This is a genomic window from Bradyrhizobium sp. CCBAU 45384 (genome assembly GCF_028128665.1).
GTDB lineage: Bacteria > Pseudomonadota > Alphaproteobacteria > Rhizobiales > Xanthobacteraceae > Bradyrhizobium > Bradyrhizobium manausense.
Genome location: NZ_LBIZ01000097.1, coordinates 64,927 through 91,916 on the forward strand (window position 1 = coordinate 64,927; position 26,990 = coordinate 91,916).

The 26,990-nt window shown below is 58.2% G+C and carries 21 protein-coding genes and 2 pseudogenes; 4 read left to right on the forward strand and 19 right to left on the reverse strand.

The window, feature by feature from the left end:
- Window positions 1-218: 218 nt before the first annotated feature.
- The 6 genes and pseudogenes from XH80_RS10200 to XH80_RS10225 all read right to left on the reverse strand — a co-directional run bounded on the left by XH80_RS10200 (window position 219) and on the right by XH80_RS10225 (window position 6,290).
- Window positions 219-1,058, reverse strand: a complete 840-nt coding sequence (locus tag XH80_RS10200) for a transporter substrate-binding domain-containing protein (RefSeq protein WP_271598481.1) — start codon at window positions 1,056-1,058, stop codon at window positions 219-221.
- A 1,225-nt stretch (window positions 1,059-2,283) separates the two neighbouring features.
- Window positions 2,284-2,928 (reverse strand): 3-oxoacid CoA-transferase subunit B, encoded by a 645-nt coding sequence (locus XH80_RS10205; RefSeq protein ID WP_271598482.1) that lies wholly within the window; start codon window positions 2,926-2,928, stop codon window positions 2,284-2,286.
- 24 nt (window positions 2,929-2,952) lie between these two features.
- A pseudogene (locus XH80_RS10210) lies at window positions 2,953-3,162 on the reverse strand (CoA-transferase); the annotation flags it as partial.
- A gap of 165 nt (window positions 3,163-3,327) precedes the next feature.
- Window positions 3,328-3,773: pseudogene (locus tag XH80_RS10215) on the reverse strand (CoA transferase subunit A); the annotation flags it as partial.
- A gap of 907 nt (window positions 3,774-4,680) precedes the next feature.
- Window positions 4,681-5,445 carry an amino acid ABC transporter ATP-binding protein gene (locus tag XH80_RS10220; RefSeq protein ID WP_271598483.1) on the reverse strand — a complete coding sequence of 255 codons (765 nt, stop codon included), beginning with the start codon at window positions 5,443-5,445 and terminating at the stop codon, window positions 4,681-4,683.
- Between the two features lie 14 nt (window positions 5,446-5,459).
- The gene (locus tag XH80_RS10225) at window positions 5,460-6,290 is read right to left on the reverse strand and encodes an amino acid ABC transporter permease (protein ID WP_271598514.1); all 831 of its coding nucleotides are present in this window, start codon (window positions 6,288-6,290) and stop codon (window positions 5,460-5,462) included.
- Window positions 6,291-7,286: 996 nt separating this feature from the next.
- Here XH80_RS10225 and XH80_RS10230 point away from each other — a divergent pair.
- Complete coding sequence (locus tag XH80_RS10230) at window positions 7,287-7,742, forward strand: acyl-CoA thioesterase (protein WP_271598484.1); 456 nt, start codon at window positions 7,287-7,289, stop codon at window positions 7,740-7,742.
- Window positions 7,743-8,900: 1,158 nt separating this feature from the next.
- Here XH80_RS10230 and XH80_RS10235 read toward each other — a convergent pair.
- The 6 genes from XH80_RS10235 to XH80_RS10260 form a co-directional block, all read right to left on the reverse strand.
- A complete protein-coding gene (locus XH80_RS10235; protein ID WP_271598485.1) occupies window positions 8,901-9,683 on the reverse strand; it encodes a carnitinyl-CoA dehydratase in 783 nt (260 codons plus the stop codon).
- Between the two features lie 906 nt (window positions 9,684-10,589).
- Entirely contained in the window at window positions 10,590-10,748 is a 159-nt protein-coding gene (locus tag XH80_RS10240) for a hypothetical protein (protein ID WP_271598486.1), read from the reverse strand.
- Window positions 10,749-11,053: 305 nt separating this feature from the next.
- Window positions 11,054-12,061, reverse strand: a complete 1,008-nt coding sequence (locus tag XH80_RS10245) for a tyrosine-type recombinase/integrase (protein ID WP_271598487.1) — start codon at window positions 12,059-12,061, stop codon at window positions 11,054-11,056.
- Window positions 12,058-12,990 (reverse strand): tyrosine-type recombinase/integrase, encoded by a 933-nt coding sequence (locus XH80_RS10250; RefSeq protein ID WP_128935422.1) that lies wholly within the window; start codon window positions 12,988-12,990, stop codon window positions 12,058-12,060. Before XH80_RS10250 ends, XH80_RS10245 begins: the two co-directional genes overlap by 4 nt.
- Window positions 12,987-13,337: a tyrosine-type recombinase/integrase gene (locus tag XH80_RS10255; RefSeq protein WP_271598488.1), complete on the reverse strand. Its 351-nt coding sequence runs from the start codon at window positions 13,335-13,337 to the stop codon at window positions 12,987-12,989. The genes XH80_RS10250 and XH80_RS10255 overlap by 4 nt, the downstream gene beginning before the upstream one ends.
- Window positions 13,282-13,662, reverse strand: a complete 381-nt coding sequence (locus XH80_RS10260) for a hypothetical protein (RefSeq protein WP_271598517.1) — start codon at window positions 13,660-13,662, stop codon at window positions 13,282-13,284. The genes XH80_RS10255 and XH80_RS10260 overlap by 56 nt, the downstream gene beginning before the upstream one ends.
- A 246-nt stretch (window positions 13,663-13,908) precedes the next feature.
- On the opposite strand from XH80_RS10260, the gene tnpB reads away from it, so the two are divergent.
- The gene (gene tnpB / locus XH80_RS43955) at window positions 13,909-14,067 is read left to right on the forward strand and encodes an IS66 family insertion sequence element accessory protein TnpB (protein ID WP_442869134.1); all 159 of its coding nucleotides are present in this window, start codon (window positions 13,909-13,911) and stop codon (window positions 14,065-14,067) included.
- A gap of 1,492 nt (window positions 14,068-15,559) precedes the next feature.
- On the opposite strand, the gene XH80_RS10265 is transcribed toward tnpB, so the two are convergent.
- From XH80_RS10265 to XH80_RS10275, 4 genes are all read right to left on the reverse strand, one after another.
- Entirely contained in the window at window positions 15,560-16,441 is an 882-nt protein-coding gene (locus XH80_RS10265; RefSeq protein WP_271598489.1) for a 3-keto-5-aminohexanoate cleavage protein, read from the reverse strand.
- A 14-nt stretch (window positions 16,442-16,455) separates the two neighbouring features.
- A complete protein-coding gene (locus tag XH80_RS43960; protein ID WP_442869138.1) occupies window positions 16,456-16,833 on the reverse strand; it encodes a thioesterase family protein in 378 nt (125 codons plus the stop codon).
- Window positions 16,834-16,978: 145 nt separating this feature from the next.
- Window positions 16,979-17,704, reverse strand: a complete 726-nt coding sequence (locus XH80_RS10270; protein WP_271598490.1) for a hypothetical protein — start codon at window positions 17,702-17,704, stop codon at window positions 16,979-16,981.
- Window positions 17,705-18,068: 364 nt separating this feature from the next.
- Window positions 18,069-19,085 (reverse strand): 3-hydroxyacyl-CoA dehydrogenase NAD-binding domain-containing protein, encoded by a 1,017-nt coding sequence (locus tag XH80_RS10275; RefSeq protein ID WP_333968706.1) that lies wholly within the window; start codon window positions 19,083-19,085, stop codon window positions 18,069-18,071.
- A gap of 1,557 nt (window positions 19,086-20,642) precedes the next feature.
- On the opposite strand from XH80_RS10275, the gene XH80_RS10280 reads away from it, so the two are divergent.
- The gene (locus XH80_RS10280; protein ID WP_442869135.1) at window positions 20,643-21,509 is read left to right on the forward strand and encodes an aminotransferase class IV; all 867 of its coding nucleotides are present in this window, start codon (window positions 20,643-20,645) and stop codon (window positions 21,507-21,509) included.
- A gap of 13 nt (window positions 21,510-21,522) precedes the next feature.
- A complete protein-coding gene (locus XH80_RS10285) occupies window positions 21,523-22,734 on the forward strand; it encodes a glycine C-acetyltransferase (RefSeq protein WP_271598492.1) in 1,212 nt (403 codons plus the stop codon).
- A gap of 266 nt (window positions 22,735-23,000) precedes the next feature.
- Here XH80_RS10285 and XH80_RS10290 read toward each other — a convergent pair whose 3' ends face one another.
- The 3 genes from XH80_RS10290 to XH80_RS10300 all read right to left on the reverse strand — a co-directional run bounded on the left by XH80_RS10290 (window position 23,001) and on the right by XH80_RS10300 (window position 26,796).
- Window positions 23,001-24,170 carry a M20 aminoacylase family protein gene (locus XH80_RS10290; protein WP_271598493.1) on the reverse strand — a complete coding sequence of 390 codons (1,170 nt, stop codon included), beginning with the start codon at window positions 24,168-24,170 and terminating at the stop codon, window positions 23,001-23,003.
- Between the two features lie 378 nt (window positions 24,171-24,548).
- Entirely contained in the window at window positions 24,549-25,772 is a 1,224-nt protein-coding gene (locus XH80_RS10295; RefSeq protein ID WP_271598494.1) for a M24 family metallopeptidase, read from the reverse strand.
- An 85-nt stretch (window positions 25,773-25,857) separates the two neighbouring features.
- A complete protein-coding gene (locus XH80_RS10300; RefSeq protein ID WP_271598495.1) occupies window positions 25,858-26,796 on the reverse strand; it encodes a D-aminoacyl-tRNA deacylase in 939 nt (312 codons plus the stop codon).
- Between the last annotated feature and the right edge of the window lie 194 nt (window positions 26,797-26,990).

Sequence of the window (26,990 nt, forward strand, 5' to 3'; positions counted from 1 at the left end):
CTTGATCTTAAATCTAATGACGCATTTATGAAGGAGAGGATAGCCACCCGTTGTAACTGACATTACACAAGCCCAAGGAAAGCTACCATCGCGCACCGATCACTACGTGACTCGGGTATGTGCGCCACGGTCAGTTCTAGGATTACTGACCGTGAGTGTCGAACCGGTATCGAGCGTCTGCCTCGGCACTGTTGCCGCGCAGCGAATCAAACTGCCGATTAGGGCTGACCATTGATCATTGGCTGCCCAATGCTGGCCTGGTCGGTTAAGCCCCACTTGTGCAGAAGCTGGCTATAGGTGCCATCGGCGATAATTCCGCCAAGGGCTTTCTTTAGATCTTGTCCGAACTGAAGATTATCCTTCGCGAAAGCGAAACCGGTCATCAACTTGACCACAGGCTTGCTAATCACGGCGTACTGGTTCCCCTCCAATTTGTTTTGATATGCGATGACGCCTTCGCCGGTGATAGCGGCGTCGGCACGGTCCTGCTGTACAAGGAGTCGGCTTTGCGCCGTATTCTCGCTGGCTGCGACCTCGATCGCTGGCTTTCCGGCTTTGACGCAATTCTCTTCGCTCCATTTCTCGATCCCCTGGATCTCGATAAGGCTCGAGCGTGTTGCGGCCACGCGCTTACCGCACAAAGCCTCTGGGTTCGCGAAGCGCTCAGCTTTGGCACTTAAGGTGTAAAATATCTGGTTTGAATATACGTAATCAAGAAAGTTCGCATTGGCTCGGCGCTCGGGCGTATCCCCCATTGTGCCCAAAAGGATATCGGCGCGCTTTGTATTCAGCGGTGCAAAGCTGATCATCAGTGAGTAGCTTGTCTCGGTCCAGCTGACCTCCGCTTCCATCTTCTTTGCCATCGCTTCTAGAACATCAATGTTGAAACCGGCCACCTTGCTAGCCTTTTCATCCTTGAACTCGAAGGGAGGATAGGTAGTCAGCGCCATTGCGTTGATAACTCTCTTTGCGCCTTGCGCGTAGGAATCAGCGCTGATCAACGCAAATAGGGCTGCAACAGCGCTCACGGTTAGACAGCGGATACCATTTGAGAACATCTCGAACCTCCTTCTATGGCTACTTTGAAAACATGTGCTTTCGCAATGAAGCAGATGCGATTAGCTCTCGAATGCGGGCAAGTGCTGGAAGCTGTTCGGGTAGGCCATGATCATCGACCCGGGCACGGAAGCACGGCCTACTAAGCCCGGTTCTAGTCATTGCCGGTATGCGCGAAATCACGCATTCCGGCAGACACCTGTCCGACCAGTTCTGGATCCGGCCCTAAACACCTCTCCCTCGCGTCCGCTCCGGATTTGCGGTTCCGCGGCGCTAGGCCGGTGCTTCGATTGGCTAGCTCACACCCTAGCTGCACAACGTAATACGGCAGCCAGAGTCTTTGCGGCAGGTCGCACTTGCTTCTCCGAAACAATATCTCAGCACACGCGCCCATACGAAATGGCTGACCATATTCTACTCCTGCGCCAATCCGCCACCTGGAGATGGCTAAACCCGGCTTAACGGGTAAGAAAAGATCACGCTTAATCTGTATTATAGCGGCTTATAGAGAAGAATAAACGCGCAACTCGCTGCGTTTGCGCCTAAATTCTGCGAGAATCTAAATTTTTCGATTGATTTTACCGTGTAAAACTTGTGGAGCAATTACGCAGGTGCGTAGTTTTTGGCTGACTTTTACCAAATCCCTCAGACAATCACGCTTGGATAGTGTCGCACGCCAAAAGCCGTGGTGTTGGTGTAGCAGCGTTATTGAAGGCTGCTTGCGATCCAGACGTGCGCACCAAAATGTCTTGATGCGGATGCACTGTTATCCCTGGGTACGGCCGATCCTCGCCTTTACGAGAAGTCGGTCGGTTTGACGCCAGCGCACCCGGCCGCGAAGAATCCGACTTTGCGCAAGAACATGTCGGCGCGTGAAGCGAACTCGTTGGCTGACCAATGATTGTAAGAGCCAAAAAAATCGGCTTGTTCGCTCCGATACTGGCGAAGCGAGCTGTCTACCTGAGTAGAAAAGAACAGCTTCGTGCGGAGGCAATTCAGATCTGGCGAGGGCGACTTGTTGGCGGAATTAGGTGCCACACTCGGCGGCGCGCACGAACTCAGAGAGCTTTTCTACCCAGACTGCCTAACAGTTCCGTCTCGGTTCAACCAAGCGGGGCATATCGCCACCGCGCAGGCCGGTGGCCGCACAGCCGGGACAGGACGGATAGTGCAATAACCTGGCGTCGGCCGCGCAGACTTTTATCGTCATGCGCGCCTCGTGGCTGGTTACTTCAGCGCGACGCGGAATTCGGCTTCGGTCTTGGCCTTGACCTCGTCGAGCGTGACGCCGTCGGCGAGCTCCATCAGGGCCATGCTGCCGTCACCGTGCTTGTCGATGGTGAAGACGGCAAGATCCGTGACGACCATGTCGACGACGCGCTCGCCGGTCAGCGGCAGGTTGCACTTCTTGAGCAGCTTGGGGCCGTCCTTGGCCGAATGCTCCATCACCACCACGACGCGCTTGACGCCGGCAACGAGGTCCATCGCGCCGCCCATGCCCTTGACCATCTTGCCCGGGATCATCCAGTTGGCGAGATCGCCGTTCTGGGCCACCTGCATGGCGCCGAGGATCGACAAATCCATGTGGCCGCCGCGGATCATGCCGAAGGAATCGGCGCTCGAGAAATACGAGGTCGAGGGCAGCTCGCTGACGGTCTGCTTGCCGGCGTTGATGAGGTCGGCGTCGACTTCGTCCTCATAGGGGAACGGGCCCATGCCGAGCATGCCGTTCTCGCTCTGGAGGCTGACGTCGACGCCATCAGGAATGTAGTTCGAGACCAGCGTCGGGATACCGATGCCGAGATTGACGTAATAACCGTCGCGCAACTCCTTGGCGGCACGAGCGGCCATCTGTTCACGGGTCCAGGCCATATGACTCTCCTAAGGGGTTGCGAGTTAAGCCGCGGGCCGCGGACGGGTGTTGCGGAATTCGATGCGCTTCTTGGCCGTGCCGACCGCGACGATGCGCTTCACGAAAATGCCGGGCGTGTGGATGTGATCGGGGTTGAGTTCACCGGCCGGAACCAGGTGCTCGACCTCGGCCACGGTGATCTTCGCGGCGGTCGCCATCATCGGGTTAAAATTGCGCGCGGTCTTGCGATAGGGGGGGGGGGGGGGGGGGGGGGGGGGGGGGGGGGGGGGGGGGGGGGGGGGGGGGGGGGGGGGGGGGGGGGGGGGGGGGGGGGGGGGGGGGGGGGGGGGGGGGGGGGGGGGGGGGGGGGGGGGGGGGGGGGGGGGGGGGGGGGGGGGGGGGGGGGGGGGGGGGGGGGGGGGGGGGGACGCTCCATCAGATACTTCTCGCCGTCGAACTCCTTTACTTCCTTGCCTTCGGCGATCAGGGTGCCGACGCCGGTCTTGGTGTAGAAGGCCGGGATGCCGGCGCCGCCGGCGCGGATGCGCTCGGCCAGCGTGCCCTGCGGGTTGAATTCGAGTTCCAGCTCGCCGGCGAGGAATTGCTGGGCGAACAGCTTGTTCTCGCCGACATAGGACGAGATCATCTTCTTGATCTGGCGGGTCTCCAGGAGGCGAGAGAGTCCGATGCCGTCGACGCCGGCATTGTTCGAAACGACCGTCAGGCCCTTGACGCCGGAATCGCGGATCGCGTCCGACAGCGACTCGGCGATGCCGCAGAGGCCGAAGCCGCCCGACATGATCATCATGTTGTCCTTGAGAACGCCCTCAAGAGCCGACTTGGCGTCGGGATAGACCTTGTTCATGAATTACCTGACTTTATGGAAAGGTTTGGTAGCTCGGAAGCACCCTTGTTCGCTGGGGCCGAACTTACGGTTAGGCGAGCGCAACGGCGGATCCTCGCCGTGCATTTCTCAGCGCATCGACGGTGACGCGCATCGCACTTGACCGCCTTTGCCCCCCGCCGCGAGGTCGATATATTGGCTTGTATCATAGAACATTTTGGCGCCCTTCAGCACGGAGGGGTCTACGCCGGAGATGCGCTCCTGCGCCTCCCCTGCGGGCTCGGAAAGCTCGAGACTCCCGGTGCATCGCTTGAATTGGGCTCTTTCATTGCACCGCCCGCTTTGGCTCCCGACCGGGTAAGATGTGGTCGCTGCGCGCAAACATTCGGCTTGAAAGCCCCTCCTCGCTCGCCCCGCGAAGGCGATGTTTTACCGCAGATTGAGGAGGAAGTCGGTCGGCTCTTTAGCTATGCGTGCAGAAATTAGGCGCATTTTCCTGCTGAGCGCAGGAGTTCATCAGGAGAGCCTCGATCCATAAAAATCAAAGAAGCTGCATAATTGAAAGAGGACCGAACCGTGCGAAGTGTTCGGAATAGATCGAGCTGGACACTTTTGCCCACATTTTCAGCGCCGTGTCTGGACTTATAACTCGCTGACTAGGGCGTGGGATGAGTCTCATCTAAGAACTGGATGAATGCGCTCGTGCCGGCGACTCAAGTGTTTACTAGATCCGCCAGCGCTTCACTCGAATTCGGCGTACTGTTCCGGCGCCATGAGGAGAGAATGCGCGCGCGTCTTCATCGCGGTGATAAGCGGCTTCCGTCGTCCGCGTCAGCTATGGGATAGGTCACCGCCGAACGCGTTCGCCTTAAGTGGACGGCAGATCGTAAGACAATTTCAATGTGTTTGCGATCGGCTGACGACACCATCAATTGCGGACGGCTGAAATAAAATTCAAGGTTCGAGCATGCGTGGGGCTGCTGAGGACCTGGGCCGGGGGGCCGCTTTCTATGACTTGGCCTTGATCCATGAAAATCACTCGACTTGCCGCTTCCCGCGCGAAACCGAGTTCGTGAGTAACAACGATCATTGTCATTCCAGTTCGCGCGAGATCGCGCATCACGACAAGCACTTCGCCGACTAGTTCAGGATCCAGTGCGGAGGTCGGCTCATCGAACAGCATCAACGCTGGTTTCATCGCGAGAGCGCGAGCAATTGCGACGCGCTGCTGCTGACCACCCGATAGCTCAACCGGATAAGCATCGCACTTATGAGACAGTCCGACCCGCGCGAGCAACTCACGGGCGGCGACCTCGGCCTGCTTGCGCTCTTGTTTGAGTACTTGCACCGGACCTTCGGTGATGTTTTCCAGCGCCGTCTTATGGGGGAAGAGATTGAAGCGCTGGAACACCATGCCCGTCGCAAGGCGTTGTCGCGCGATATCACGCTCGGAAAGTTCATACAATTTTTGGCCGACCTGACGGTGGCCGACTAATTCGCCGTTCACCCACAGAGCGCCGCTATCAACGACTTCCAACTGGTTCATGCACCGGAGCAAAGTGCTCTTTCCCGAGCCCGATGGACCAATAATGCAGAGCACTTCGCCACGCTCCACCTCCAGGTTGACCCCCTTAAGCGCTTCGAATGCACCATAGGACTTGCGCACGCCGCTGGCTTTAACGATGGGATTCATGTGTTCTTCCCAGGCTAGCGTGGTTTTGTATTGCGGGCGCCGCGTGCGTAATGCCGCTCTAATCGCGTTTGAAGGAACGTAAGCACGGTAACCACGATCAAGTACCAGAATGCAGCAACTATCAGCAGTTCAATTACGTAGTTGTTCACGTAATAGATGTTCTCTGCGTTGTGAACAATTTCCGAAAACTGGATCACGCTGGCGAGTGATGTCAGCTTGACCATGCCGATGAGCTCATTGCCAATCGGGGGCACAATGACGCGCATCGCCTGGGGTAGGATGATTCGGCGCAGCGCCTGAAGACGGGGCATTCCGATCGCACTCGCCGCCTCATACTGTCCTTGATCGACAGATAATAATCCGGCGCGCACCACTTCCGAGGTATAGGCTCCCTGATTGATGCCCAAGCCGAGCAACGCTGCAATAAACGGCGTCATCACGTCTACCGTGCGCAGCTCGAAGAGGCCCGGAATGCCGAGCTTGGGAAACACCAGCGCAAGATTGAACCAAAGCAGCAACTGCAGTAGCAACGGCGTGCCGCGAAAGAACCAGACGTAGCTAGCCGCCGCCCAGTTGGCCACAGGATTGGCGGAAAGTCGCATGATCGCGACCGTCACTCCAATCAGAACTCCTAGTAGCATCGCCAAGGCGGCCATCAGAACAGTGTTGCCCAGGCCGAGGAGGATGGTGCGCGCTGTCAGGTAATGACCAACAATAGTCCAGTCGATCTGACCGTGGACGAAGGCCAGCACAATCCAAGTGGCTAGGGCCGCGACTGCGACAGCACTAAGATAGCGCCCTACATGCTTGCGCCGCACGTGCTCTATTTGAGAGATGTTCTCCACGAGTTGGTCCTGCCCGCTGCCGGCTAATTTCCCGACCAATGCATTTGACACGTAGATTGTCTCCCGCCTCGCCTTCGACATCAACCGCCCGACTTCTGAGGATCGTCATTTCTGCACTGGCGCATGTTCGCTGCGCGCCTCGGCATCAAGCTGGAAGAAGCTACGCCCCCTATCTGCGGATTTCGATCAATGTTAGCCATAACTCTGCATAAAATCACCACCATTCCGTGGCATCGTAGCGAATTCCCGCATTTTCCTGCAAGCAAGCACCTTTTCTATTCGGCATGCTTGAAACAGCGCACTCGGGCGCGACCTTGCGTTGCCTGCACATACAATGACAACGCTGCGAAAATCTGGGTACCTGACGGCTCGCGCGAATTTCACCAGGTTGCGCCCTGGAAGAGCGCTGCTCTCCTCCCTGACTATGGTGATCGTTCTTGGCGTCTAAGATCAGGCGTCCTACTGCTCTCACCGCGTCCTTTCACCGGAGCCAGTTCTCGGCTGGGAATTCCGCACATTGATCTACTGTCGAGGTTCGCGCGATCGCCACTTGATTTGTGCACGCGGCTGAGTCTTTGCCTAGCGGGCCACTTACGAAGGCGGATCCATGTCGATCGCGTCTGCTGTTCCGCGAGAGTGGTCCAGTGAAGCTTTATATTTTGAGCGATGAGGTCAGTTTCCGGATTGATCCGATCCTACGCCGAGTTGAGCATTCGGCACAAAAGTTCTTCATTTTATTATTGCGAGCAGAATTTCGGCGTTAGTTGCGCCTGGACCGGAGAAAACAAGACCCCCGCTGGGGCTAAGCTTTGCTTGCGGGTTCGAATCGGAGTCTTAGCGCGCTCCTTACTCGTCGGAAATCTGTCGTGGCCCACTGGGTAGCCGATATACGGATCTGACTAGCAAGTGGGCAGAGCTGATAGCGGCGCGAACTAGGAGCAGCGAGGGCAAGCGGCCCTGCGGCACGCCAGTCGGTCAAACTTTGTGGGGTAGAATATGGCTTGGATTAAGACCTGGGAAGGCGTCGTCGAAAATGACTGGTTGGATAAGCTTGACCACGTCAATTTCTTGACCTACCAGCGCATTGCCGATCTTGCGAGTATGGAAGTGTGGCGCCGTGCGAAGCATGACTTTGCGCCTGGGTCGGATCTTCAGTTCGTCCTGACCGAAACCAACGTTCGCTATGTTCGCGAGCTGCGCTTGGGAGCAACGGTTGCCATCTATACAACCCTGATTGCCTCCGACACGAAGCGGTTTCATCTTTTTCATCGGATCGAGAGCGGCGGCGAACTCGCTTGCACAGTCGAAACACTTAACCTCTGCTTCGACCCAACAAGCCGGAGGGTTGCCATTTTCACCGCGCCGATCAGCGGTTACTTCGCAGCATGGGGCAGCCCTCCGGCCGATGCCCAGCCGCAATTGTCAATTAGCCGAAGACCATCTCGTAGCTGAATTGTTCAAATCGCCATATTCTCTCGGCCCTTGATAGCCCCGCTCGACTGCCCCATTTGAGCTTTGTCTGGTAAAGGTTCCGCAAAAGCAGGTTCTATTGGAGGAGGGATTCCTCCGTCAATGGTCCGCTTGTTTGACGCACGTGATGGCTGCAGGGCCAAAGGGCAATCCTAGGAGGAGGACAAGGACCATTTCGAGGGTGGAGGTGTCGGTGATCGCAGGAGCTCGGTGCCAGAGTTTCCGAGGTGGCTCTCATGGTTGGCTTCATGTGAGCCAACTATTCAGGTTGTGCAAGGAGCGTTGCAAGCAGGCCGAAGCGAGTATGGTGCCGTTCGTGGCGGTTGGGTTGGGTCGTGTGTGCCGCCGCGGCAAGTGACCGAAGTGCCGTTAACCACGATGGTCGCGCGTCGACGGAAGAGCAGATTGCTTGGTAGCGCGCCGCATGCGGGTCGATGGCGACGATGGAGACGAACTACGTCGTATGCTTTGGTGGTGCAGGAGGTGCTGCGAAGAACCCGCTCCGGACGCAGTCGTTCTACGTGCAACGGTCTCTCACCACCCTCGTGGCGAGGCGCTCAGGATGTAAAGGCGCGTCGGGCCAGCCGAGCACGAGATCGGCGCCGATCGCTAAGTTGAGTTTATAGCTGAATCCACATCCGACTTTCCGACGGCCCGATAGGATGCCGGACTTCGCGAGTACAGTGCCAAATCCCGCGAGCCAAGTCGGGCTCAGGCATTGCGTACATGGATGTCCAACGACTGCCGCTTCCTGTCGCCCGCCTCTATCGCCGAACCGGCGATCTGATCCGCGACTAGCGGCAACTGCGGACTTCTCGGAGAGCTGCCGCTACACACAAGTGCCTAACACCGAGACCATCCCAACCTTCTCCTATGGTCACAAAACCCGTCTTAACGAGCGCAGAGCCAGAGCGGCAATCTGAGCCTCACGGAATCTGGCGGGACATCAATCTGATCTGACCCCGTTCTAACGGCGGGGAGCGCTCCCCGCCGGTGCTCGGCTCCTTACTCTGCGCTCTGGCGATTGCATCGAATTCATGGGTCAATGCGGAAAGGACGGATTTGTCAAACAGCCCGCCACAACCTTGCCCCGTCTCTCCGCTGTGCCTCTTCGCTAGCTCTCTCGTGCCCGAGCCGTGACTACCTTCCTTTCCATACTGGAACACGCTTTTCTGCAAATGCACGTGCGCCCTCAAGACGGTCCTCTGAGCCATAGAGTATGTCGACCGTTGCAAGCTGACGCCTATTCACTCGGTTCAGCGCATCTTGGTAGCTCAGCGGCTCAGCCGCTCGCACCGTCTCCTTAATAGCGGCGAAAACAAGGGGCGGGCCGCTCGCGAGCAACCTCGCGATCTCCCACACACGCTCCTCAAGCTTTTGCTTCGGAAGTACTTCGTTCACCAAGCCCCAGCGATGCGCCTCCGCCGCGTTCATACAACGACCAGTGTACAGAAGATCCAACGCAATGTGAAAGGGAATACGCTTCGGCAGTTTGACCGACGCCGCATCGGCGAGCTGGCCAGCGCGAATCTCTGGCAGCATGAAAGAGGAATTATCGGACGCATAGATCAGGTCGCAGGAGAGAGCCAGCTCGAATCCACCACCAACCGCCATACCATTGACACAAGCGATTACGGGCTTGTTGAGGTCGCGCAGACCTTGCACCCCACCAAATCCACCAACACCATAATCCGCGTTCGTAGACTCTCCAGCCGCCGCAGCGGCCAGGTCCCAGCCGGCACAGAAAAACCTGTCCCCCGCGGTTTTTAGAATGGCAACACGCAGCCCCGGATCATCGCGAAAGGCCTTGAAGGTCTCGCCCATCATCCGAGACGTCTTAGCGTCAATGGCGTTAGCCTTCGGCCGGTCGAGTGTGACTTCGAGGATCGCACCCTCTCGGAAAGTGGTTACAACTTCAGCCATTCTTTCCTTCTCCATTGTCGAGCATCGAGACCAGACTGTCGCGCTTGTTTGCCTCGTGAGGCTCGCTTCAACGCGCTTGCACGCCTCCGTTAAAATCGCATCGCACTTGAGTCTAGCTCTTCGCCATAGCCTCTTTGGAGCAGTGTATTTCTATTCAACACACGTTTCGTGCAAAGAGCTAGCAACGCACGCCTAAATCCTTCACTGCGGGCAAGTGGAACGAGCAAATCTTTATAACGCTTCGGCGCAGGGTACCACACAATGGCGGCTATCTTCCAAACTACGGCGAACTAATTTTGCGACGACTGGATATCCAACTTTGTTCGCGATCCCCGCCGCAGCATCGACGCTTCCCGAGGAAACGGCAGTCGCGACAGCGATTCCAACAGGAGCCACGGGGCTCGACCGCCGGGCTTTCCGAAAGAGCTTGCCGCCGACTAATAGAGTTGCCTCTCCATACCCACTCGCTCGATCGGGGCCTCTTCCGCATCGGCGATACGGGACGACACCACGTCCCTGCACGATCAAGAGCCCGAAACGTATCACTCCGGCCCAGGGCCACTGCATTTATTGAGCAACCGTGCGATTCTCTCGGGCGACGTTGAACCAACTTCTGTCGCCGACTTCAACGTCACAAGCTGCTTGTTTTTGCTGCCAGTTCTACTGGGCGGTCCACCCAAGTTTCGTATCTCGCACCATTTCGAGGCGGGTGACTTGGATCGTAAAGGCTTTGCAAAAATTGCCGTATCCGTCCGATGAGGAACGCCCTGCCGTATGAGGCGGGTTATTGAGCAGTGTCGCTAATGGGCAGCAATAGACGGAGTGCCAAGTCGAATGGCTTGGGGCGGTGGACACCGGCCAGCGGCGGCGCTGGTCCGAGGACGAGAAAAGATCGTCCTGGAGGGCTTACAGGTCCGCGCCAGGTCGCAACGACAACGCGGCGATACGGCGTTTCGCGTTCATTTGCTGCTGCGATGGCGACGGTCGTTTCTGCTTTAGCCGAAGGATGCCGCCGGTCAGACCTTGCTTTGTGCCGACGATGGTGATCGCGGATTCACGGCCCATTTCTAATCCTGTCGTGCTGGCCAGCAGGGCGGGGCAATCGGGATCGAGTTTGCGGCCGGGACTCGATGCGGATGACGAGTATGGCCGATGCGGCGACGCTGAAGGTCGTCGTGGCGTCGGCAGATGGACGCCCGTTTCGATTGCGGCCGGCCACACCATACGCCCCAGCATGAACTCGCTGGCCTTGCTGGTGCGGGAAGCGGTGACACGAGACCCGCACTTATGTGTCGGACGAGATTATGTGGCGGAGGCGCCCTAACGCCAGCCAGGGCCGGCCACAGCTGGATTCCTCCGCCACATAATAATCAGATGTTGGCCAGCAGCTGCAGGATGGTGTCGTTCGGCCGGAAGCGCGCGCTGCGGTCGCCTGAGACGCCCGCCTTCTCGAGGCCCCGGCGCATCATCTCAACATCCGCAGCGGCGTATCGGTGGGTTGTGGCGACCTGAGCATGGCCAAGCCAGGCCTGGATCGTCAGGAGGTCCACGCCTGACCGGAGAAGGTTCATGGCGAGGGAATGCCGGAAGATGTGCGGCGATATCGGCTTGCTCTCCAAGCTTGGCCTCGTGGACCCGGCCTGGGAAGCGGCACGCCGCACGATGTGTGTCGCGCCGAAACGCGTCAGGCGCTCGTTGTGGACCCCGACGAAGATCGGCCGCGGTTCATGATTGGCGAGGCCGCGTTCGCTCAATAGGTCCGTCAGCGATCGCACCAGATCCTTAGGAATGGGAACGACGCGATCTCGGCGTCCCTTGCCGTGAAGCAGCACCTGCGGGCGTCCTCGCTCCAACTGAAGGTCGTTCGCGTTGACGCCGGTCGCTTCGGACACGCGAGCGCCGGTTCTCGCCAAGAAGAGCAGAAAGGCCCGGTCGCGCCGGCCGCGGGGCGTCGTCTGATCAGGGGCTGCGATGATGGCCTCCACCTCGGCGTTGGTGAGATGATGCGTCACCTCGATGTGGGTCCGTTTGGTGGGAATCGTCAGAACCCGTTGGGCGACGCCGAACGAGGCGGGATCGGCGGCAGCGACGTGATGGAAGAAGGATCGGATCGCGGCTAGTCGGGCGTTGCGCGTTGCGACGGAATTGTTCCGCTTCTCCTCAAGCTCATCGAGAAAGGCGAGAACGAGGTCCCGATCGAGATCTTCAAGGGCCAGCGCCGCTGGCTTCTTCCGCAAACGGGCAGCGGCAAAGAGGATCAGCATGCGCAAGGCGTCGCGATAGCTGGCCAGGGTCGCGGAGGTCGCGTTGCGTTGCTTGGTCAACCGGCACCGGAAGTACGACTCCAGGAGCGGCGCCAGAAGGAGGTGTTCGCTCATGCGGCGCCTCCGTCGAGGAAGGCGCGTTCAGCCGCGATGGCGAGAAGATCCGACGAACCGGTGAGGTAGTAGGCCGTGTCGCTGTAGCTGGCGTGTCCGAGATAGGTGGCGAGTAAGGGTAGCAGCGCTTGGACGTCTGCGCGCTGTTGGTGCCACAGCCTGAGCCTGGTCACCGCGAACCGGTGCCGGAGATCGTGCGGTCGCAGAGGCTTGCCATTGTCAAGACCCGCGAGCTTGCGGGCCTTAGCGAAGTTGCTTTGCAGGCCGGTCGCCGACAGACGGCAGCCTCGCGAGCTGAGGAAGAAGGCCTCGCCTTTGGGCCTGGGAAACACGGTGTCGCGCTCACGGGCGTATCGACGAAGGGCTGCCTGGGTTGTTGGGTGAACAGGAATCAGGCGGTCTTTACGGAACTTGGTTTTACGGACGAGGACGACCCCGTTGATCAGATCGACGTCGCCGCGATCAAGGCTGACCACTTCGCCCGATCGTAATCCCGTGCTGGCCAACAATCCGATTAGCGTCGCCATCGTGCGGCCCCTGTGAGGGTTCCCTGGCGAAATGAAGCTGCATGCGTCGATAAGCGACGTCAGCTCAGCCTCACTTAGGATGCGCGGCGGCGGAATCGCCCTGGACCGCGGGAAAGCTTTGCGCTCCAAGACCTCGGTCTGGGGGTCGTAGACGACGAGGTACTCGTAGAATCGGCGGAGCACGCCGTGACGGACCGCGCGGCTGTCGGCGGCGCCACCGAACGACAGGACGAAGTCCAGCGCCATCGTCCGGGTGGCGGGCGCACCCAGCTGAGATCGCTCGACGTAGCGAACGAAAGCCCGCAGCGTGCCCGCTTGCTTGTTGAAGGCGTAGCCGAGCGAGCGGCGCAGTTCGATGTAACGCTCGACCTTGTCGCCGAGGAATGCGGCGAAGGCGGTCATGCGGCGCCTCCCGGAAAGGGGAGCGCGACCTCAGCGAGCTGTGAGGCTGCGACCTTCACGTACAGCGCCGTTGTGTTGATGCTTCGGTGCCCTAGAAGATCGGCGACCTCGTTGATCGGCCTTCGACGCCCGACGAGCTGGGTGGCCAAACTGTGGCGCAGGAGATGCGCGCCTGCGACGCGACCGAGCTCGATCCCGCCATGTCGCAACCGCTTCCGCACGATCCTCGAAACAGGCGACGCGGATTTGAACGGCCCCACGGGCGGCGTGAAGGACAGGAATAGATACGGACTATCGACGTTCGGTCGAGCCCGCAGGATGTAGTCGGCGAGCGCGGCGCCGGTCATCGACTACAATGGGCGTCGAGGCAATGAATCGTTCGGGCGCCACCCGTCGAGCGTGTTGGAGCGCAGACACTGCCGCAATCCGCGGTGACTCCGTGGTGAATGTGCATAGATAGCTATCGACGATAGCTTCGCCGATCGGCCGTGAACCGCAATGCGCTGCAGCAAAACGGCCGAACCGCGCGATCCGGCTCAGATAAAGCTTAGCGGATGCTTTCTTGTAACCGAGCGAGAAAAAGTGCCCCGCGATGCGATCCATCTCGGCGCCGAGCGCTCCGTCACGAAGGCGTTTAAGCACCCCACGGTACGAAAAATAGAACTCGAGCATTATGCCCCTCCGGCGTTACGGCGCAGGGGGATCCCGCGTCCGCACGAGGGGCACAAAATATTATGTGGCGGAGGAATCCAGCCGTGGCCGGCCCCGGCTGGCGTTAGGGCGCCTCCGCCACATAATCTCCTCCGACACATAAGTGCGGTTATGTTGCACGCAACATAACCGCACGGCGGCGAGCTGTATGTGTTCCGTGGCAAAAGCGGGAAGCAGATCAATATCCTTTGACACGGTGGACTGGGCATGTCGCTTTATGCGAAGACGCTGGAGCGTGGTCGCTTTCCGAGGCCATCGTCGGCTGATGGCGTGGTGACAATCACCCCAGCCCAACTTGGCTACCGACTGGAAGGCATCAACGGGAGGATGCCGCAGCAGACCTGGCTACCGCGGGCGGCCGGCTGATCATCAGGATTTGATTCATTGGCACGATCAGCGGTTCGAACCGAGACTGCACCTTGAGATTCTCTGGTGGCGATGGACCCCGATGATTCCCTTCCCGGCGGTGTGGCTAGGCTGCACGCGATGCTGCGCTCCGAGCGAGCGACCTCTTTGGAGGCCCAGGAGGGGAGCTGGCTGGTCGAGAATCTCAAACTCACGATCGAGAAGGCCCGGCAGTCTCGGAGTGAGCGCTTCATTGGACCAACTCAAGCTACAGCTCGCCGACCTGGAGGAGAACGCCATGCAAGCAGAGACCCCGGCGCAGATGGCATCTGAAAAGATTGTGGCGCCATCGCTCGAGCGCCGCAAGCTAGCCCGCGGCCGCTACGGGAGAATCCGCCGCGGGAGCGCATTGTCTATCCGGTGCCGGCACCTGCCCAGGCCGAGGCGACAGCAGATTGCGCAAGTTTGGCGAGGACGTGACCGAGAGCTGAAGCTCGTTCGACGCCAGTGGAGGTGATCGAGCACGTCCGCGAGAAGCTCGTCTGCGGGGCCTGTGAGCGATCACCCGGCCGGCGGCTCCCTCGCATTCGATTGCGCTGGTTGTGCAGGGCCCAGCTTACCGACCCATGTTCTGTTTGCCGGGCTGCACCCGCCGCTTCATCCTCAGAGTGAAGTCTACTAGCTTGACGCCATCGGTCTCGACGTGTAGGCGCCCGCCGAGGCGCGGGCGCCGCAGCAACGGTGACCCGCTGGTAGATGCGATCGGGAGCCCGGGAGCCACGTCGTCGTAGCCGAGCGCATCCACGCCGACGACAGCACCTCGTCGGTCCTGGCAAGGGGCAGACCCGGACGGGCCTCCTCTATTGTGTGTGCGTAGCCTTGGGAGCACCGTTAGAGAATTCATCTTCGGCAAGGGTACTCATAGTGGACGACCATTGACGCAGCGTGTCGAAGTGTATGCTGCCGCATGCCGGTAGCGGCGGCTGCATGATTGAGGTCAGATTGTCGCGGAAAGGCTCGAGCCAGGTGCGGTTGTAGCAGATATGGCACGCCGCCATGCTGGCGGCCGCAGCGGGTGCGTGACTGCCGGGGCCGGGCACGTTTAGGTCAAACGGCGCTGCGGGCTTCGGCGGGATACACTATGATTCGTGTCTGCTCGACGGCATGCGGTGCAATACAGGGGAATTGTCACTCGTCGGCCCAAGCTGGCCTGCAGCGCCTGTTACGGCGTCGTCTTTGAGCACGCTGCGCCCGAGCGCGTAGGGGCGAGTGGGAGTCGCTCTGAAGCACTGAGCATCACATGGAGTTCGTAGAGCGCGGCTCGTCATGGCAGCAAAGAGCGGCAGGTCGGGAGGCCGATGTCAGGGTCTTCCCTGCGTTCTCGGGGACGGGCTTTTGGCGTCGGCTGCAACGGTCAATCCCCCGATTGGTGGTGCCGGCCCTACCAACACGGGTACGCGTACGTGTTCACGACAGGCGCCAGGCTCCAGCCTGCGCCTGCCGGAAAGAACTCTTACCCGCGCTTCACCAAACCGAGCATTTGGCGCGTTTCGGCTGGCGTGGCGATGCTGGCGCCCATCCTCTCAATAATCCCAACCGCTTTGTCGACGAGTTCAGCGTTCGATGCCAGCACACCGCGCCGCAGGTAGATATTGTCTTCCAGACCGACGCGAACATGCCCCCCTAGTCTCACGATTGCCGCAACCGTGGGCATTTCGTCCTGACCGCAACCGAATCCAGCCCATATCGCGCCGGGAGGCAGTATCTCTTTCATCGCCTGGATAACGATCGGCTCCGCTGGGGCGCCGTAACCGGTGCTGAGACAGAATTGGAACAGTGGCGGGCCAATAAGCGTGCCTTCCGCAATAAGCTTTTTGGCATTCTCGATGTGACCGAGGTCAAAGCATTCGATCTCGGGCTTGACGCCCGCATTCTGCATAAGCTTCGTCATTTCGCGCAGGTCGGACATTCGCGCTACATAGATCGACTCGCCGAACGCCAGAACGCCGCAATCAAGAGTGGCGATCTCCGGCTTGAGGTTGATCGCTTGAAGAACGCGATCTTTCGGGCTCTTGAGGTTAGTGGCCTTGCCGAGCGACGGTGGGTCAAGCGAATCGAGCGTGATGCTCCCATCCATTCCGCAAGTCAGGTTGATGATAACGTCGGTGGACGAGTCGCGGAGCTTCTTTACGACCTGTTCATAAAGCTCTAGACGGTTTGAAGGCGTCCCGTCCGTCTCTCGGACGTGGACGTGAACGATGGCAGCGCCTGCTTTCGCTGCATCAATAGCCGCTTCTGCAATTTGCGAAGGCGTCTTGGGAATGTGCGGATGCTTTGCCACGACTGCCGCATTCCCGCCGGTGATTGCGCACGTCAGAACGACCTTTCGGGACATCAGGGGCTCCTCTACTAGTACCGTTGGGACCGTCCCAGAGACGGAATTGAGAAAAACGTATTGGCCTCGTCGCGCCTGTGCGCCGGCTCAGGGTCTGTGGCACGACTGACGTTCCGCAGGATGCTTTCGCCTTGATACCGGCGGGCTTTGCGCAGTGTTTCGAGAACTTTCGGCACTAGCGGCCGGCTCGCCAGTCGAACGTCGAGCTGCATGTGCTCCGCTGTCGCCGCGAGTGTACCATCGCGATCATCGATTATCTCCTGATAGAGCACGAAACGCTTCGCGTCAAAGTCTATGGTTCGCGTCTTGACCGCGTGGGTGCTACCTGCACGAACCTCACATAGAAATCTCCTGCGGAAAGGGATTGACCCTACTTCAAATCGGTCAGCCAGAGTCTAGGGTCTCGGCACGCTAGAGTAAGGCCTTGCAAAAACATATCGACTTCGCGACGTCATTCAAATAATTCCCATTGATACCGAGCACGGACGCAGCAATAAATGAAGGTCAAGCGGTCCGCTCCTACCAAAGTTTGCGGGGCTACTCTTTCGGCGCGTGCACAAGTCCTGCGGACACGGCAGATTCGAGAGCAAGTCTGCACGCGGTCGAGATGTCGTAGATCGGCCGACCGAACCTGCGACGTATCGCTGGTGTGATCGGCGGGAAAAGTGTGCAGGTGAAAAGCAGCGCACCAACCCTGGGATTTGCGTCAAGCAACCGCTTGACGCACGTGTCGACGTCTTGCCTGATCTCCGCGAGCTCAGTCGGTCGGTTCATCGCCGAATTCCGCGACATGTTGCCGCCTTCGATGCCAACAACGACAATTCTTGCGCGCTCGGCTGGGTCGGTGATGCCAAGGAGATCTTCGGCGAATAGATTCGAATCGGATGTGACAACGCCGATCTGGGTGCTCGCTGCCAACTGGCGGAGCAGAGCTGGCAGAAAGACTAGGGACGATAGCATCACAGGGACGTCCACGGCAGCCGCAACGGCGGCCTGGTAGCGGATCGCGAAACCGCAGTTGGAACCGATAGCCACGGCACCTTCTTCGACCAGCTTGCGTGCGGCGGCGACATAGGCCGGGACAAGCGTGAGATCGCCGCCCATTGTGCGATCCACCGTAGACCCTTTGACGCTCTCGATGACTACGGGAAAGCCGTAAGTGTCCGCGCTCATTAGCGAACCAGGCTGCGGCGTGGGCCTTACCCAGCCCGGCTCGCGCTCGAAGTCAAGGATTCCAAGACAGCTTGTACCATTCGACGCCATGAGGATATCCAAATAGGTAGTGTGCGATTAACTATAGAAGCCCTGCAAGCTGGATTTCTTCGAATTCAGCACAGTTTCGGGCGGAAGCATGTGTTTCATGAAGAGCTATGGCGTTTCGCGGCTGCGCGATAGTTGAGCCCGTTTCGTTGGTGACTCTAAGCCGCTGCATTCCTAGCAATGTGCTTATCCTTCTCTTGTCAGACATGCGCCAGCTCCCGTGTTGCGTAGCTGGACTTTGCGTCGGCCGCCTTCAGGCAAACCATTCCTGCCCCCAGCGGCCCGCGACTAGCAGAGGCTCGCGAGCGACTTCTCTCGAGCAAGGCGGTGTCTATTAGCCTGGGAGTTCTACCCGCCACGAATATCTCTAACCGGCGGCACGGTCTCGCAGCCCCTGTTCCCAGCGCGCCAGGGTCTCGCCCGCACCGAATCCCTGATCGCGCAACCCCTGCAGCACGGCCACAAGCGCCTCATCGCGCTTCGCTAAAATCTCAGAGCCTGAAAGATTATCCGTTTTCACCTGCGCGTCTGATTGCTCCGCCAGCGTGGCTAGAAAGTCAGCGGTGAGTTCCGGCACTTCAGTGAGCTTCGTCCATGGCCATTTTAGCATGGGCCCCCACTGCTCCAGGTAGCGGCGAATTCCAGCCGCGCCACCGCTCATCCGGAAAGGACCAACCACCGCTCGACGCAAGCCAAAGGAGTAGCGGACTGCGTCATCCACCTCCTGCACAGTCGCCAAGCCATCGTGCACCAGCCACAGCGCCTCGCGCCACATCGCTTCCTGCAGCCGGTTAGCGATAAATCCATCAACTTCCTTGCGCACTACGAGCGGGTGCATACCGATCATACGGTAAATCTCGTCCGCCCGCGCGATGGCATCCGGCGCCGTCTGCTGCCCCGCGCAGAGCTCAACGAGCGGGAGTAAATATAGGGGGTTGAAAGGGTGCGCAACGAGTAGACGCTCGGGATGCTCTATTTTCGCCTGCAGCAACGTCGGACGTAGACCCGACGTCGAGGAGCAGAACAGAGCCTCAGGCGGCGCCGCACGACTCGCGGCCGCCAGCAGCTCCTGCTTGAGCCCCAAACGCTCCGGCGCAGACTCCTGCACGAGATCCACATCGCGCACTGCGTCCGGGACCGAATTGGCAAGCATCAGAGCGCCTTCCTGCGGCAGAGGCACCCGCGTCAATCGTTGGTATATCCGGCGCGCATGATTCAAAGTATCTTGAACCTGCTCCAGGGCACCAGGAGCTGGATCATATAGCCGCACATTTATTCCGTTTAGGGCAAATCGTGCGGCCCACCCGCCACCGATCGTCCCGCCCCCCAACAATCCAACTGTCCGCAGCGGCTTCCCAGACATGAACTTTGAATTCTTTGACATTGACCTTCTACTCTCGGGTATAAATATGGATGCAAGCGCCTCCCCACCCCGAACCCTATCGAGATTTCGACTATCGGCTACGCAGGACCGACTCGGAGCGCAATCCGACGACGCTACGCGCAGATCACCACAACGAGCGGGACAAACTCTGCTGGGCGCTGCTCATCTACAGACGCCCCGCCTGAAGTTATTCTCACCTCCGTCGACAATGCGATTAAGCACCACAATATCGCACCCGCCAGGCTGAGGTTCACTAATATGATCAGCTCCGAGCAGAATTCCTGCGTTTTTGCTCCCTAAGTTGACGCATTCATTTCCGAGGCTCACCGCGGAACTCAACCGAGGTGTACTTAGATTTCGAGAAGATTGGGATAGCGCAAATGCCGCAGCAAGCGTGCTCTTTTATCCATTTTCGTACGCAGGGGTTTGAAAACGGGCGCACCGAGGCAAGACGGCGCAGCTAGCTTTGCGGCGAAGGTGGCGAAATTTTCACGAAACGAATGTAGCCTTAAGAGCGTTTCGCCTTTCGAGGTCGATAGTCAGCGAGCTGAAATGGACGCATGACGCTGCTTGGCCTGATGGATGGCGGATGCTCGTAGCTCCGCTAGACGGTATGTCTGCGGAGCGAACGGCTCTCAAATGGGGACAACAACGATCGCGCCAGACTCCTGTGCGAGAGGCGACGCTTGCGCCCGTCGGAACGCGCCTGTCTTAAACATTTACACAATTTGAGGACCCACTTCCTGCTCAGGTGTTCCTACTGCCTCATCGCCTATCGGCTAGCGATCATCTCATTTCGGGCAATCAAAGCTTCACGGCATCTCTTTCCATGAGCGACAAAACTCGAGAGATGCGTCGGGCATGGCGACTGTTCGCGCCGCCTTTCGATATTGTGCGAGTCCTCCACCTCGTAAGCGCGGTTGACAGACAGTTTACCGAGCGTCCGCATAGAGGACACCCCATTCTTTGGTGGAGTACGCGCCACACTCGATAGTTTTTTTCCCGGCCTGGTAGTCCGGGCTTAAAAGTCCTCCAAAGCCCTTCGTGCCGCCCGATCGGGCGGCATGAGGGTTCGCACTTCGTGTACTGCCGAGCTGCGGTCAATCTGCCTCGCATTGTGCGACGCATCAAAATTCGAAACTGGTCGCCGCAAAAAAACGCCTCGCAGGACGAAACTCTTGATGTCTCTCGTCAGACGGCGGGCAGAGAGTCGGCATGAAACGTGGCCACTTAAACAGCGACTCGCGCGTGTGAAAGCTTCACCTATAACGTTCAGACGCAGAATTTAGGCCAGACGAGATACCACATCGAGGGAATACGGCTCGTGAGACTGTTAGCATCGAACGTGACTAGGTCCAGTGGGCCGGCCCGTTCCGATCCTCGACATCTTTGATGGAGCACCATGTCCGAGATGCTTGTTTTCACAAAGCGAGAATTCGTTCCTTGTCTCAATCCCTCCTATTTCCAGTGACTCCGATGGCAGAGCTCTCACCCGTGCTTTCCGCAATTGATCAGCATCACATCGACCGACGGCGCTACCCCCATGGAGTCGCTTTCATGGATGGGCAATACCTGCCGATGTCCGAGGCCAAGATCTCTGTGCTCGATTGGGGTCTCCTGCACTCGGACGCGACCTACGACACCGTGCACGTCTGGAACGGCCGGTTTTTCCGACTGGATTTGCATCTTGACCGCTTTTTCGCAGGCGTTGAACGCCTTCGAATGAAGCTGCCTCACGACCGCGAGAAAATCGCGTCGATCCTCGAGCAGTGTGTCGCGTTGTCCGGCCATAAATCAGCTTACGTTGAGATGATCTGCACGCGTGGTTCGTCGCCGATATTCAGCCGAGATCCTCGCCAATCAGAGAACCGCTTCATTGCGTTTGCTGTTCCGTATGGCTCGGTCGCGAACAAGGAACAATTGGAAAGAGGCTTGCACGTCGCGATTAGCGAGACCGTTCGCATCCCGCCAAATTCAGTCGATCCTACGATCAAGAACTATCATTGGCTCGATCTGGTGAGAGGTCTTTTCGACGCCTACGACAAGGGCGCCGAGACGGCGCTGATCCTAGATACGAACGGACATGTCGCTGAAGGGCCAGGCTTCAATGTGTTCCTTGTAAAAGATGGATCGTTGAGGACACCCGCTTTTGGGGTACTGCCCGGCATCACGCGTCGAACCGTGCTCGATCTTTGCGCTGAGATTGGGCTCCCCGCGACCGCTGGCGAAATCAGCCGTGATGACATCAAAAAGGCTGATGAGGTGTTCATTACCTCCACAGCCGGCGGTATCATGCCCGTGACCCGCATCGACGACTCTAAGATTTCCAAGGGGCAGGTCGGCTCCGTCACGCGCCGGCTGATGGATCTCTACTGGCAAAAGCACGCAGATCCGGCGTGGTCGACTGCTGTCATTTATGCTTGATCGGAAATGAACCATGCGCTCGCTCTTTGGTCAGCGACTTCGTGACAATCTCGATGAGCTATCATCGCGAAAACTACTGAAAATCGAGCAAGAGGTCGCCTCGCCTCAGTCGACGCATGTTCACCTCCGCGCGCTTGGTGAGCGCGATCTCCTGAACATGTGCGCCAACAACTATCTTGGTCTAGCCAATCACCCAGCCCTGTTGCGAGCGGCGCACGCAGGTCTCGAACGGCATGGCTTTGGAATGTCGTCCGTGCGATTCATTTGTGGGACGCACACAGTTCATCGATCGCTTGAAAACAGGCTTTCCAGCTACCTTCGGACGGAAGACACGATCCTATTCGGTTCGTGCTTCGATGCGAACACCGGGCTGTTTGAGGCCATGCTCGACGCTGACGATGCCGTAATTAGCGATAGCCTAAATCATGCAAGCATCATAGATGGAATTCGGCTCTGCAAGGCGAAGCGCTTTCGCTATGCCAACAATGATATGAACGAACTAGAGCACGCTCTAAGCGAGGCAAGTCAATGCCGAACAGTGCTAGTTGTGACCGATGGCGTATTTTCCATGGATGGCGCTTCCGCGAATCTTCCAGGCATCTGCGAGCTAGCAAAACGTTACGGCGCCTTGGTCATGGTCGATGACTCTCATGCCGTGGGGTTTATCGGGCCAGAAGGGCGAGGAACACCGGCGCAGTATGGGCTGGAAGATCAAATTGATATTCTTACCGGCACGCTCGGCAAGGCACTTGGTGGCGCATCTGGCGGGTACGTCTCAGGCCGTAGTGAGATCATTTCCTGGTTGCGACAGTGTGCGCGCCCATACCTCTTTTCAAACTCGCTGATGCCTGCAATCTGTGAGGCTTCATTGGCCGCAATCGACTTGGCAGAAAGCGCAGACGATCTCAGGCAGAATCTCTCCGCTCGCACTGGTCAGCTACGACAAGGATTGAGCGGCCTGGGATTTCAAGTTTTGGGCAACGATCACCCAATTGTGCCCGTGATGACCGGGGACGCGGCAGTGGCGGTCCAGATTGCTGAGTTCTTGCGTGCCCATGGCATTCTCGTCGTTCCCTTCTCGTATCCTGTTGTCCCGGAAGGCGCTGCGCGGATCCGCATGCAGGTAAGTGCCGCCCACAGTGCGGACGACATCGAAAGAGTAATTGCAGCATTCCGATCAGCAAGGTCGGACCTTAACAAGCCAACTGTCACACACGAGCTCTAAGCTCCTTGGCTAGGGTTCCAACATCGTTCATCGGTAAGAGACCAGTTCACGGCGGGGACGCAAGATCGCTTCTCCGGCATGGTCCAAATACATTGAGGCGGGACCGTAAGGTCAGCTACGCGTAGAAATCGAGCGCGCGACCTGGATTGCGCTCCGTCATTAAAGAGCAACTTAGTTCACTAATCGAAGCTAGCATTTTAGCTGCTGTAGTTTTGGCGCTCGCCAAGCCTTTGGTTGGCGAGATGAAACGAGACAAACCGGGCGATTCAGATAGCCAGCATTGTCTCAACCAAATTCACCCAATAGCCGATGCCATATGGCAATGCTTCATCATTGAAGTCATATGCCGGGTTATGCACACCGGCGGTCGGCCCGTTTCCAATGAATATCATTGCGCCCGGCCGGGCCTCGAGCATGTAAGCAAAGTCCTCGGCCCCCATACCTGGTTTGATGTTCTCGTCCACAGAAGCGACTCCGACCAGACTGCGTGCCGCCCTGGTCGCCAGATTGGTCTCCTCGGCGCGGTTGAAGGTCACTGGAACCGATCGACGGTATTTGAACTCGATATCCGCGCCGAATCCGCGCGCGATACCCTGGGCTGCCGCCATGATCTGGCGTTCGGCGAAGTCTCGCAGTTCCGAAATATGAGTTCTGACAGTGCCGGCCATTTCGACTTGATCGGCAATGACGTTGTAGGCATTGGCAGCATTCAACTTGGTCACTGAGATGACGAGCGACTCGATTGGATTCATGTTGCGCGAGACCAGAGTTTGCAAGCCGACGATGATCTGTGCGGCAATTACGACCGGATCGATGGTCTCATGCGGCTTGGCCGCATGGCCGCCCCGCCCCTTCACGACAATGTCAAAATCGTCCTGCGAGGCCATGATCGGCCCATCGCAAATGCTGAACTTGCCGACCTCGGTGCCCGGAGCGTTGTGCATCCCAAAGACTTTGGAGATGCTGAAACGGTCCATGATTCCTTCCTGGACCATTTTCAGGCCGCCGGAGGGAAGTTCCACTTCTTCTGCCGGCTGAAAAATCAAAGCGACGCAGCCCTTGAAATTGCGCGTCCTGGCAAGATATTTCGCAGCGCCCAACAACATGGCCGTATGACCATCGTGCCCGCATGCGTGCATTTTACCCGGCACTTTCGAGGACCACGGCTTGTTTGAGGCCTCAAGGATCGGCAGCGCATCCATGTCGGCCCTCAACCCAATGGTGGGACCGTCTCCACCCTTCCCTTGAATCAATGCAACGATGCCGGTTTCAGCTATCCCCGTTTCGATGCGATTGATACCGAATGAGGCGAGCTTCTCGGCGACGAACTTCGCCGTATTGTGTACCTGAAAGCCGAGCTCGGGATTTTCGTGAAGATAGCGCCGCCACGCGGTCACCTCACCCTGGAAATCATGAAACTCATCAACACTATGCATGTCAAACCTTAACGTATGAATCCAATACGACACAGCACCGCTCGAGTGTGGCGGAGTCTCGGTGGGCACGCGTGAAGCGGCCTCGTACAATTTTTTCAGCACTCGCTCGCATTCTCACCTTTTTTCAATGGAGTACGCCGTAAGCAAAAGGTAGAGATGTCATGGCAGGACGTCGCATCTATTTGGCGCGACCGTGTTGGCTTCTGCACTCTGCTCGTGAACTCCAACTTGCCATAGTCTCCTAAGCCGACTTGCTGATATCTCACACTCTCATGCGGCCACTGAGACACAGGCCTAAAACGCCAATAAGACGTCATGGCCGCTACAGGCTTACGGCGAGAGCGCGGCAGCTCTTCCCTTCTGCTACGTTCCGTCTTCTTATTTGGCGACCACCGGCATTTTTCTCGGAGCACGAGAAGTGAGCAACTGCGAGCCAGTTTCGGTTACGACAACCACCTCTTCATGCAGCATCAGCTTCGGTGATCCGTCGAAATATGAGGGATATGAGGTGCTCGGTTCAATATTAATGATCATGCCTGGCTTGAGTATTGTCTTGTCATTCGGTTGGACCGACGGTAACTCCGGCATCCATAAGCCCATGGAGTGTCCCATTCGGCCAATGTTGGTGGCTTTACCGCGATTGTTTGAGCCATTTAGTACGGCCGACATTGCGCTCCAGACGTCACAGATCGGAATGCCAGGTTTAGCGGCGGCAATTCCCGCTTCGGTGGCATCCCACACGACCTGATAGGCATCCTGGGTGTGCGTATCAGGTGCGCCGAAAGCAAAGTGTCGATCGAAATCGCTCCAATAAAAGTCGAACAGGCAGCCGGCATCAATAAACAGCACGTCTCCATCCGACAAAAATTTGTCGGTCGGAACACCGTAAGGACGCGTATATCCCCCGCGGCCAGAAACACCCACGATCTTGCTTGTCTTCTCGACACCGCGACTGAAACATTCGAATTCGAACTGGCGACAGGCCTCGCGTTCCGTCATTCCAAGGCGCAGCTTTATTGCCAGCTCTTCAAATGCGTCCGACACAAGGCCGCATACGGTTCGAATTCTGCCGACTTCTAGCGGAGACTTGATCATTCGCAAGGGGGTGAAAATCGGATCCGATGCGTCGACGAACGTTCGAGGCTTGATCGCATCCGCAACACGCAAGAAATCTCCTGCAGGGAAGCCAAGCCTACTCTCCGCACCAAGCTCTACGCCGATTTTTGCGTCCTCTGGCAGTAGCTCACGCAACGCTCTGGCAAGTGCGGACACACCCTCGTCTTTCGGATTTGGGCTAGGCCAGCTCCGGCAATTTTTTACCCAGGTCGTGTCTTTATAAAACTGGTCGATTCCCTCTGGGACGACCGCAACCGGGTCACCTGACGAAAGAATGAGAAGAAATCGCGGCCGGGTTGTTTGCTGCGGGGTCGTGCTAGGTTCACCAATAAAATATCGCAGATTGTGTTCGGACGTCGCGAGAACCGCGTCAATGGCATGCTCCTTCATCAAACGCCGCGCGCGCTCGAGCCGGCCCTCGTATTCGATCAGGGGAAACGGATCATACTGAATGGTCCTAATCGAACCCATCGCCATACCGTTCATCGCTCTTCTCCAGACAAACACGTCAATCGCAGGACGACCGACAATCTAGATGCTGGTCCGACAGCAGATGGCTGCCTTCGCGCACTCATTCGATAATATCCTGCGGAAGAGTCGCGCGGAGTTTTTTATGCGAAAGCATCGGAATACCAAGCTCCTCTGCGAGCAGGCGAGCAACCCTCTTGAAAGGCGCTTTTAGCTTGTCGTGGTACACGATGCTTTGAATCCCGCCTACAATCGAATGCACGCAAGCTCTCAAGTCGATCAACCGACTTTCCTGATCGTAACCGGCCGACACGAGCCAGTGGTTTGGTAGGACATGACTTGCCGCGATCGGGGGTCGATCGTGCGACTGCAATACCGCGTTCGTGAAGCTCGGCTCGAAGTGAACACCTCCGATACAGAGCACGGAGTGTACCGGTTCCTCAATGCGATCGAAAATTCGCAGTAGCGATCGCGCCAGCACTCGGGCCGCAAGAGGATTTGCCCATTCTTCGGGCGAGCTTCCGATCTCGATATCGACGGCCGACGGTCGCAGGTCAGCGAGAAGGGTACCAGCATCACCGCCCTTGATGCCCGACCAATGAGTCGCTTCCAGGTAAGTGCGAAAGGAGTCAAGACCGGAACTGACCCGCTCGGCTTCGACCGCTAAAAGAAGCCCCCGCGTAATCCGGGGGTCGACCGCGCTGAAGGTCCCCGTACCCAGATCGCCGGTCGTTTGAACCGAGAAGATCGCGTTTGGCGCATTAGTGCCCTCGTGCCAATTCACGATGCCAATAACGTTGGCATCGCCGAAGCGATCATTGAACATTGGCGCGTAGCGCGCATAGTCGTTACTTACGACCTCGTTCGTGGCCACGATCGAAATTCTGGCGTCATGCAAGCCAGCGACTTCGAGGACAGAGTACCCATCGAATTCGAAACTCGTTGCAACAAGAGCGCATTCCGCCTTGAGAGCATCCAGAACGTGCCCCGCGACCGGGTCCTTTTCTCGATCGACGCAGAAGACAAAGACGGCATGCCTCATCGAGGTCCTCCGTCGAGTTCAAAGCAGGTCGAGAGCGTAGGACGTCTATCTTCAACTTGGCGCCGTCGTCTTTTCGACTTTCTCGGAAAACACCCTGCTCTTTGCCCGGAACTCCGAGCTTGCACGGCGAGAGCGGGCGGGCGGGAGGCGCTTAACTCTAGCCCGAATAGCGTTACGGCGCCCCTCGCGAACTG

Coding starts and splice junctions, on each gene's coding strand:
- XH80_RS10200 (WP_271598481.1), bottom strand. CDS start 1,058: ATGTTCTCAAATGGTATCCGCTGTCTAACCGTGAGCGCTGTTGCAGCC.
- XH80_RS10205 (WP_271598482.1), bottom strand. CDS start 2,928: ATGGCCTGGACCCGTGAACAGATGGCCGCTCGTGCCGCCAAGGAGTTG.
- XH80_RS10220 (WP_271598483.1), bottom strand. CDS start 5,445: ATGAATCCCATCGTTAAAGCCAGCGGCGTGCGCAAGTCCTATGGTGCA.
- XH80_RS10230 (WP_271598484.1), top strand. CDS start 7,287: ATGGCTTGGATTAAGACCTGGGAAGGCGTCGTCGAAAATGACTGGTTG.
- XH80_RS10235 (WP_271598485.1), bottom strand. CDS start 9,683: ATGGCTGAAGTTGTAACCACTTTCCGAGAGGGTGCGATCCTCGAAGTC.
- XH80_RS10240 (WP_271598486.1), bottom strand. CDS start 10,748: ATGGGCCGTGAATCCGCGATCACCATCGTCGGCACAAAGCAAGGTCTG.
- XH80_RS10245 (WP_271598487.1), bottom strand. CDS start 12,061: ATGAGCGAACACCTCCTTCTGGCGCCGCTCCTGGAGTCGTACTTCCGG.
- XH80_RS10250 (WP_128935422.1), bottom strand. CDS start 12,990: ATGACCGCCTTCGCCGCATTCCTCGGCGACAAGGTCGAGCGTTACATC.
- XH80_RS10255 (WP_271598488.1), bottom strand. CDS start 13,337: ATGACCGGCGCCGCGCTCGCCGACTACATCCTGCGGGCTCGACCGAAC.
- XH80_RS10260 (WP_271598517.1), bottom strand. CDS start 13,662: ATGCTCGAGTTCTATTTTTCGTACCGTGGGGTGCTTAAACGCCTTCGT.
- tnpB (WP_442869134.1), top strand. CDS start 13,909: ATGTCGCTTTATGCGAAGACGCTGGAGCGTGGTCGCTTTCCGAGGCCA.
- XH80_RS10265 (WP_271598489.1), bottom strand. CDS start 16,441: ATGTCCCGAAAGGTCGTTCTGACGTGCGCAATCACCGGCGGGAATGCG.
- XH80_RS10270 (WP_271598490.1), bottom strand. CDS start 17,704: ATGGCGTCGAATGGTACAAGCTGTCTTGGAATCCTTGACTTCGAGCGC.
- XH80_RS10275 (WP_333968706.1), bottom strand. CDS start 19,085: ATGTCAAAGAATTCAAAGTTCATGTCTGGGAAGCCGCTGCGGACAGTT.
- XH80_RS10280 (WP_442869135.1), top strand. CDS start 20,643: ATGGATGGGCAATACCTGCCGATGTCCGAGGCCAAGATCTCTGTGCTC.
- XH80_RS10285 (WP_271598492.1), top strand. CDS start 21,523: ATGCGCTCGCTCTTTGGTCAGCGACTTCGTGACAATCTCGATGAGCTA.
- XH80_RS10290 (WP_271598493.1), bottom strand. CDS start 24,170: ATGCATAGTGTTGATGAGTTTCATGATTTCCAGGGTGAGGTGACCGCG.
- XH80_RS10295 (WP_271598494.1), bottom strand. CDS start 25,772: ATGAACGGTATGGCGATGGGTTCGATTAGGACCATTCAGTATGATCCG.
- XH80_RS10300 (WP_271598495.1), bottom strand. CDS start 26,796: ATGAGGCATGCCGTCTTTGTCTTCTGCGTCGATCGAGAAAAGGACCCG.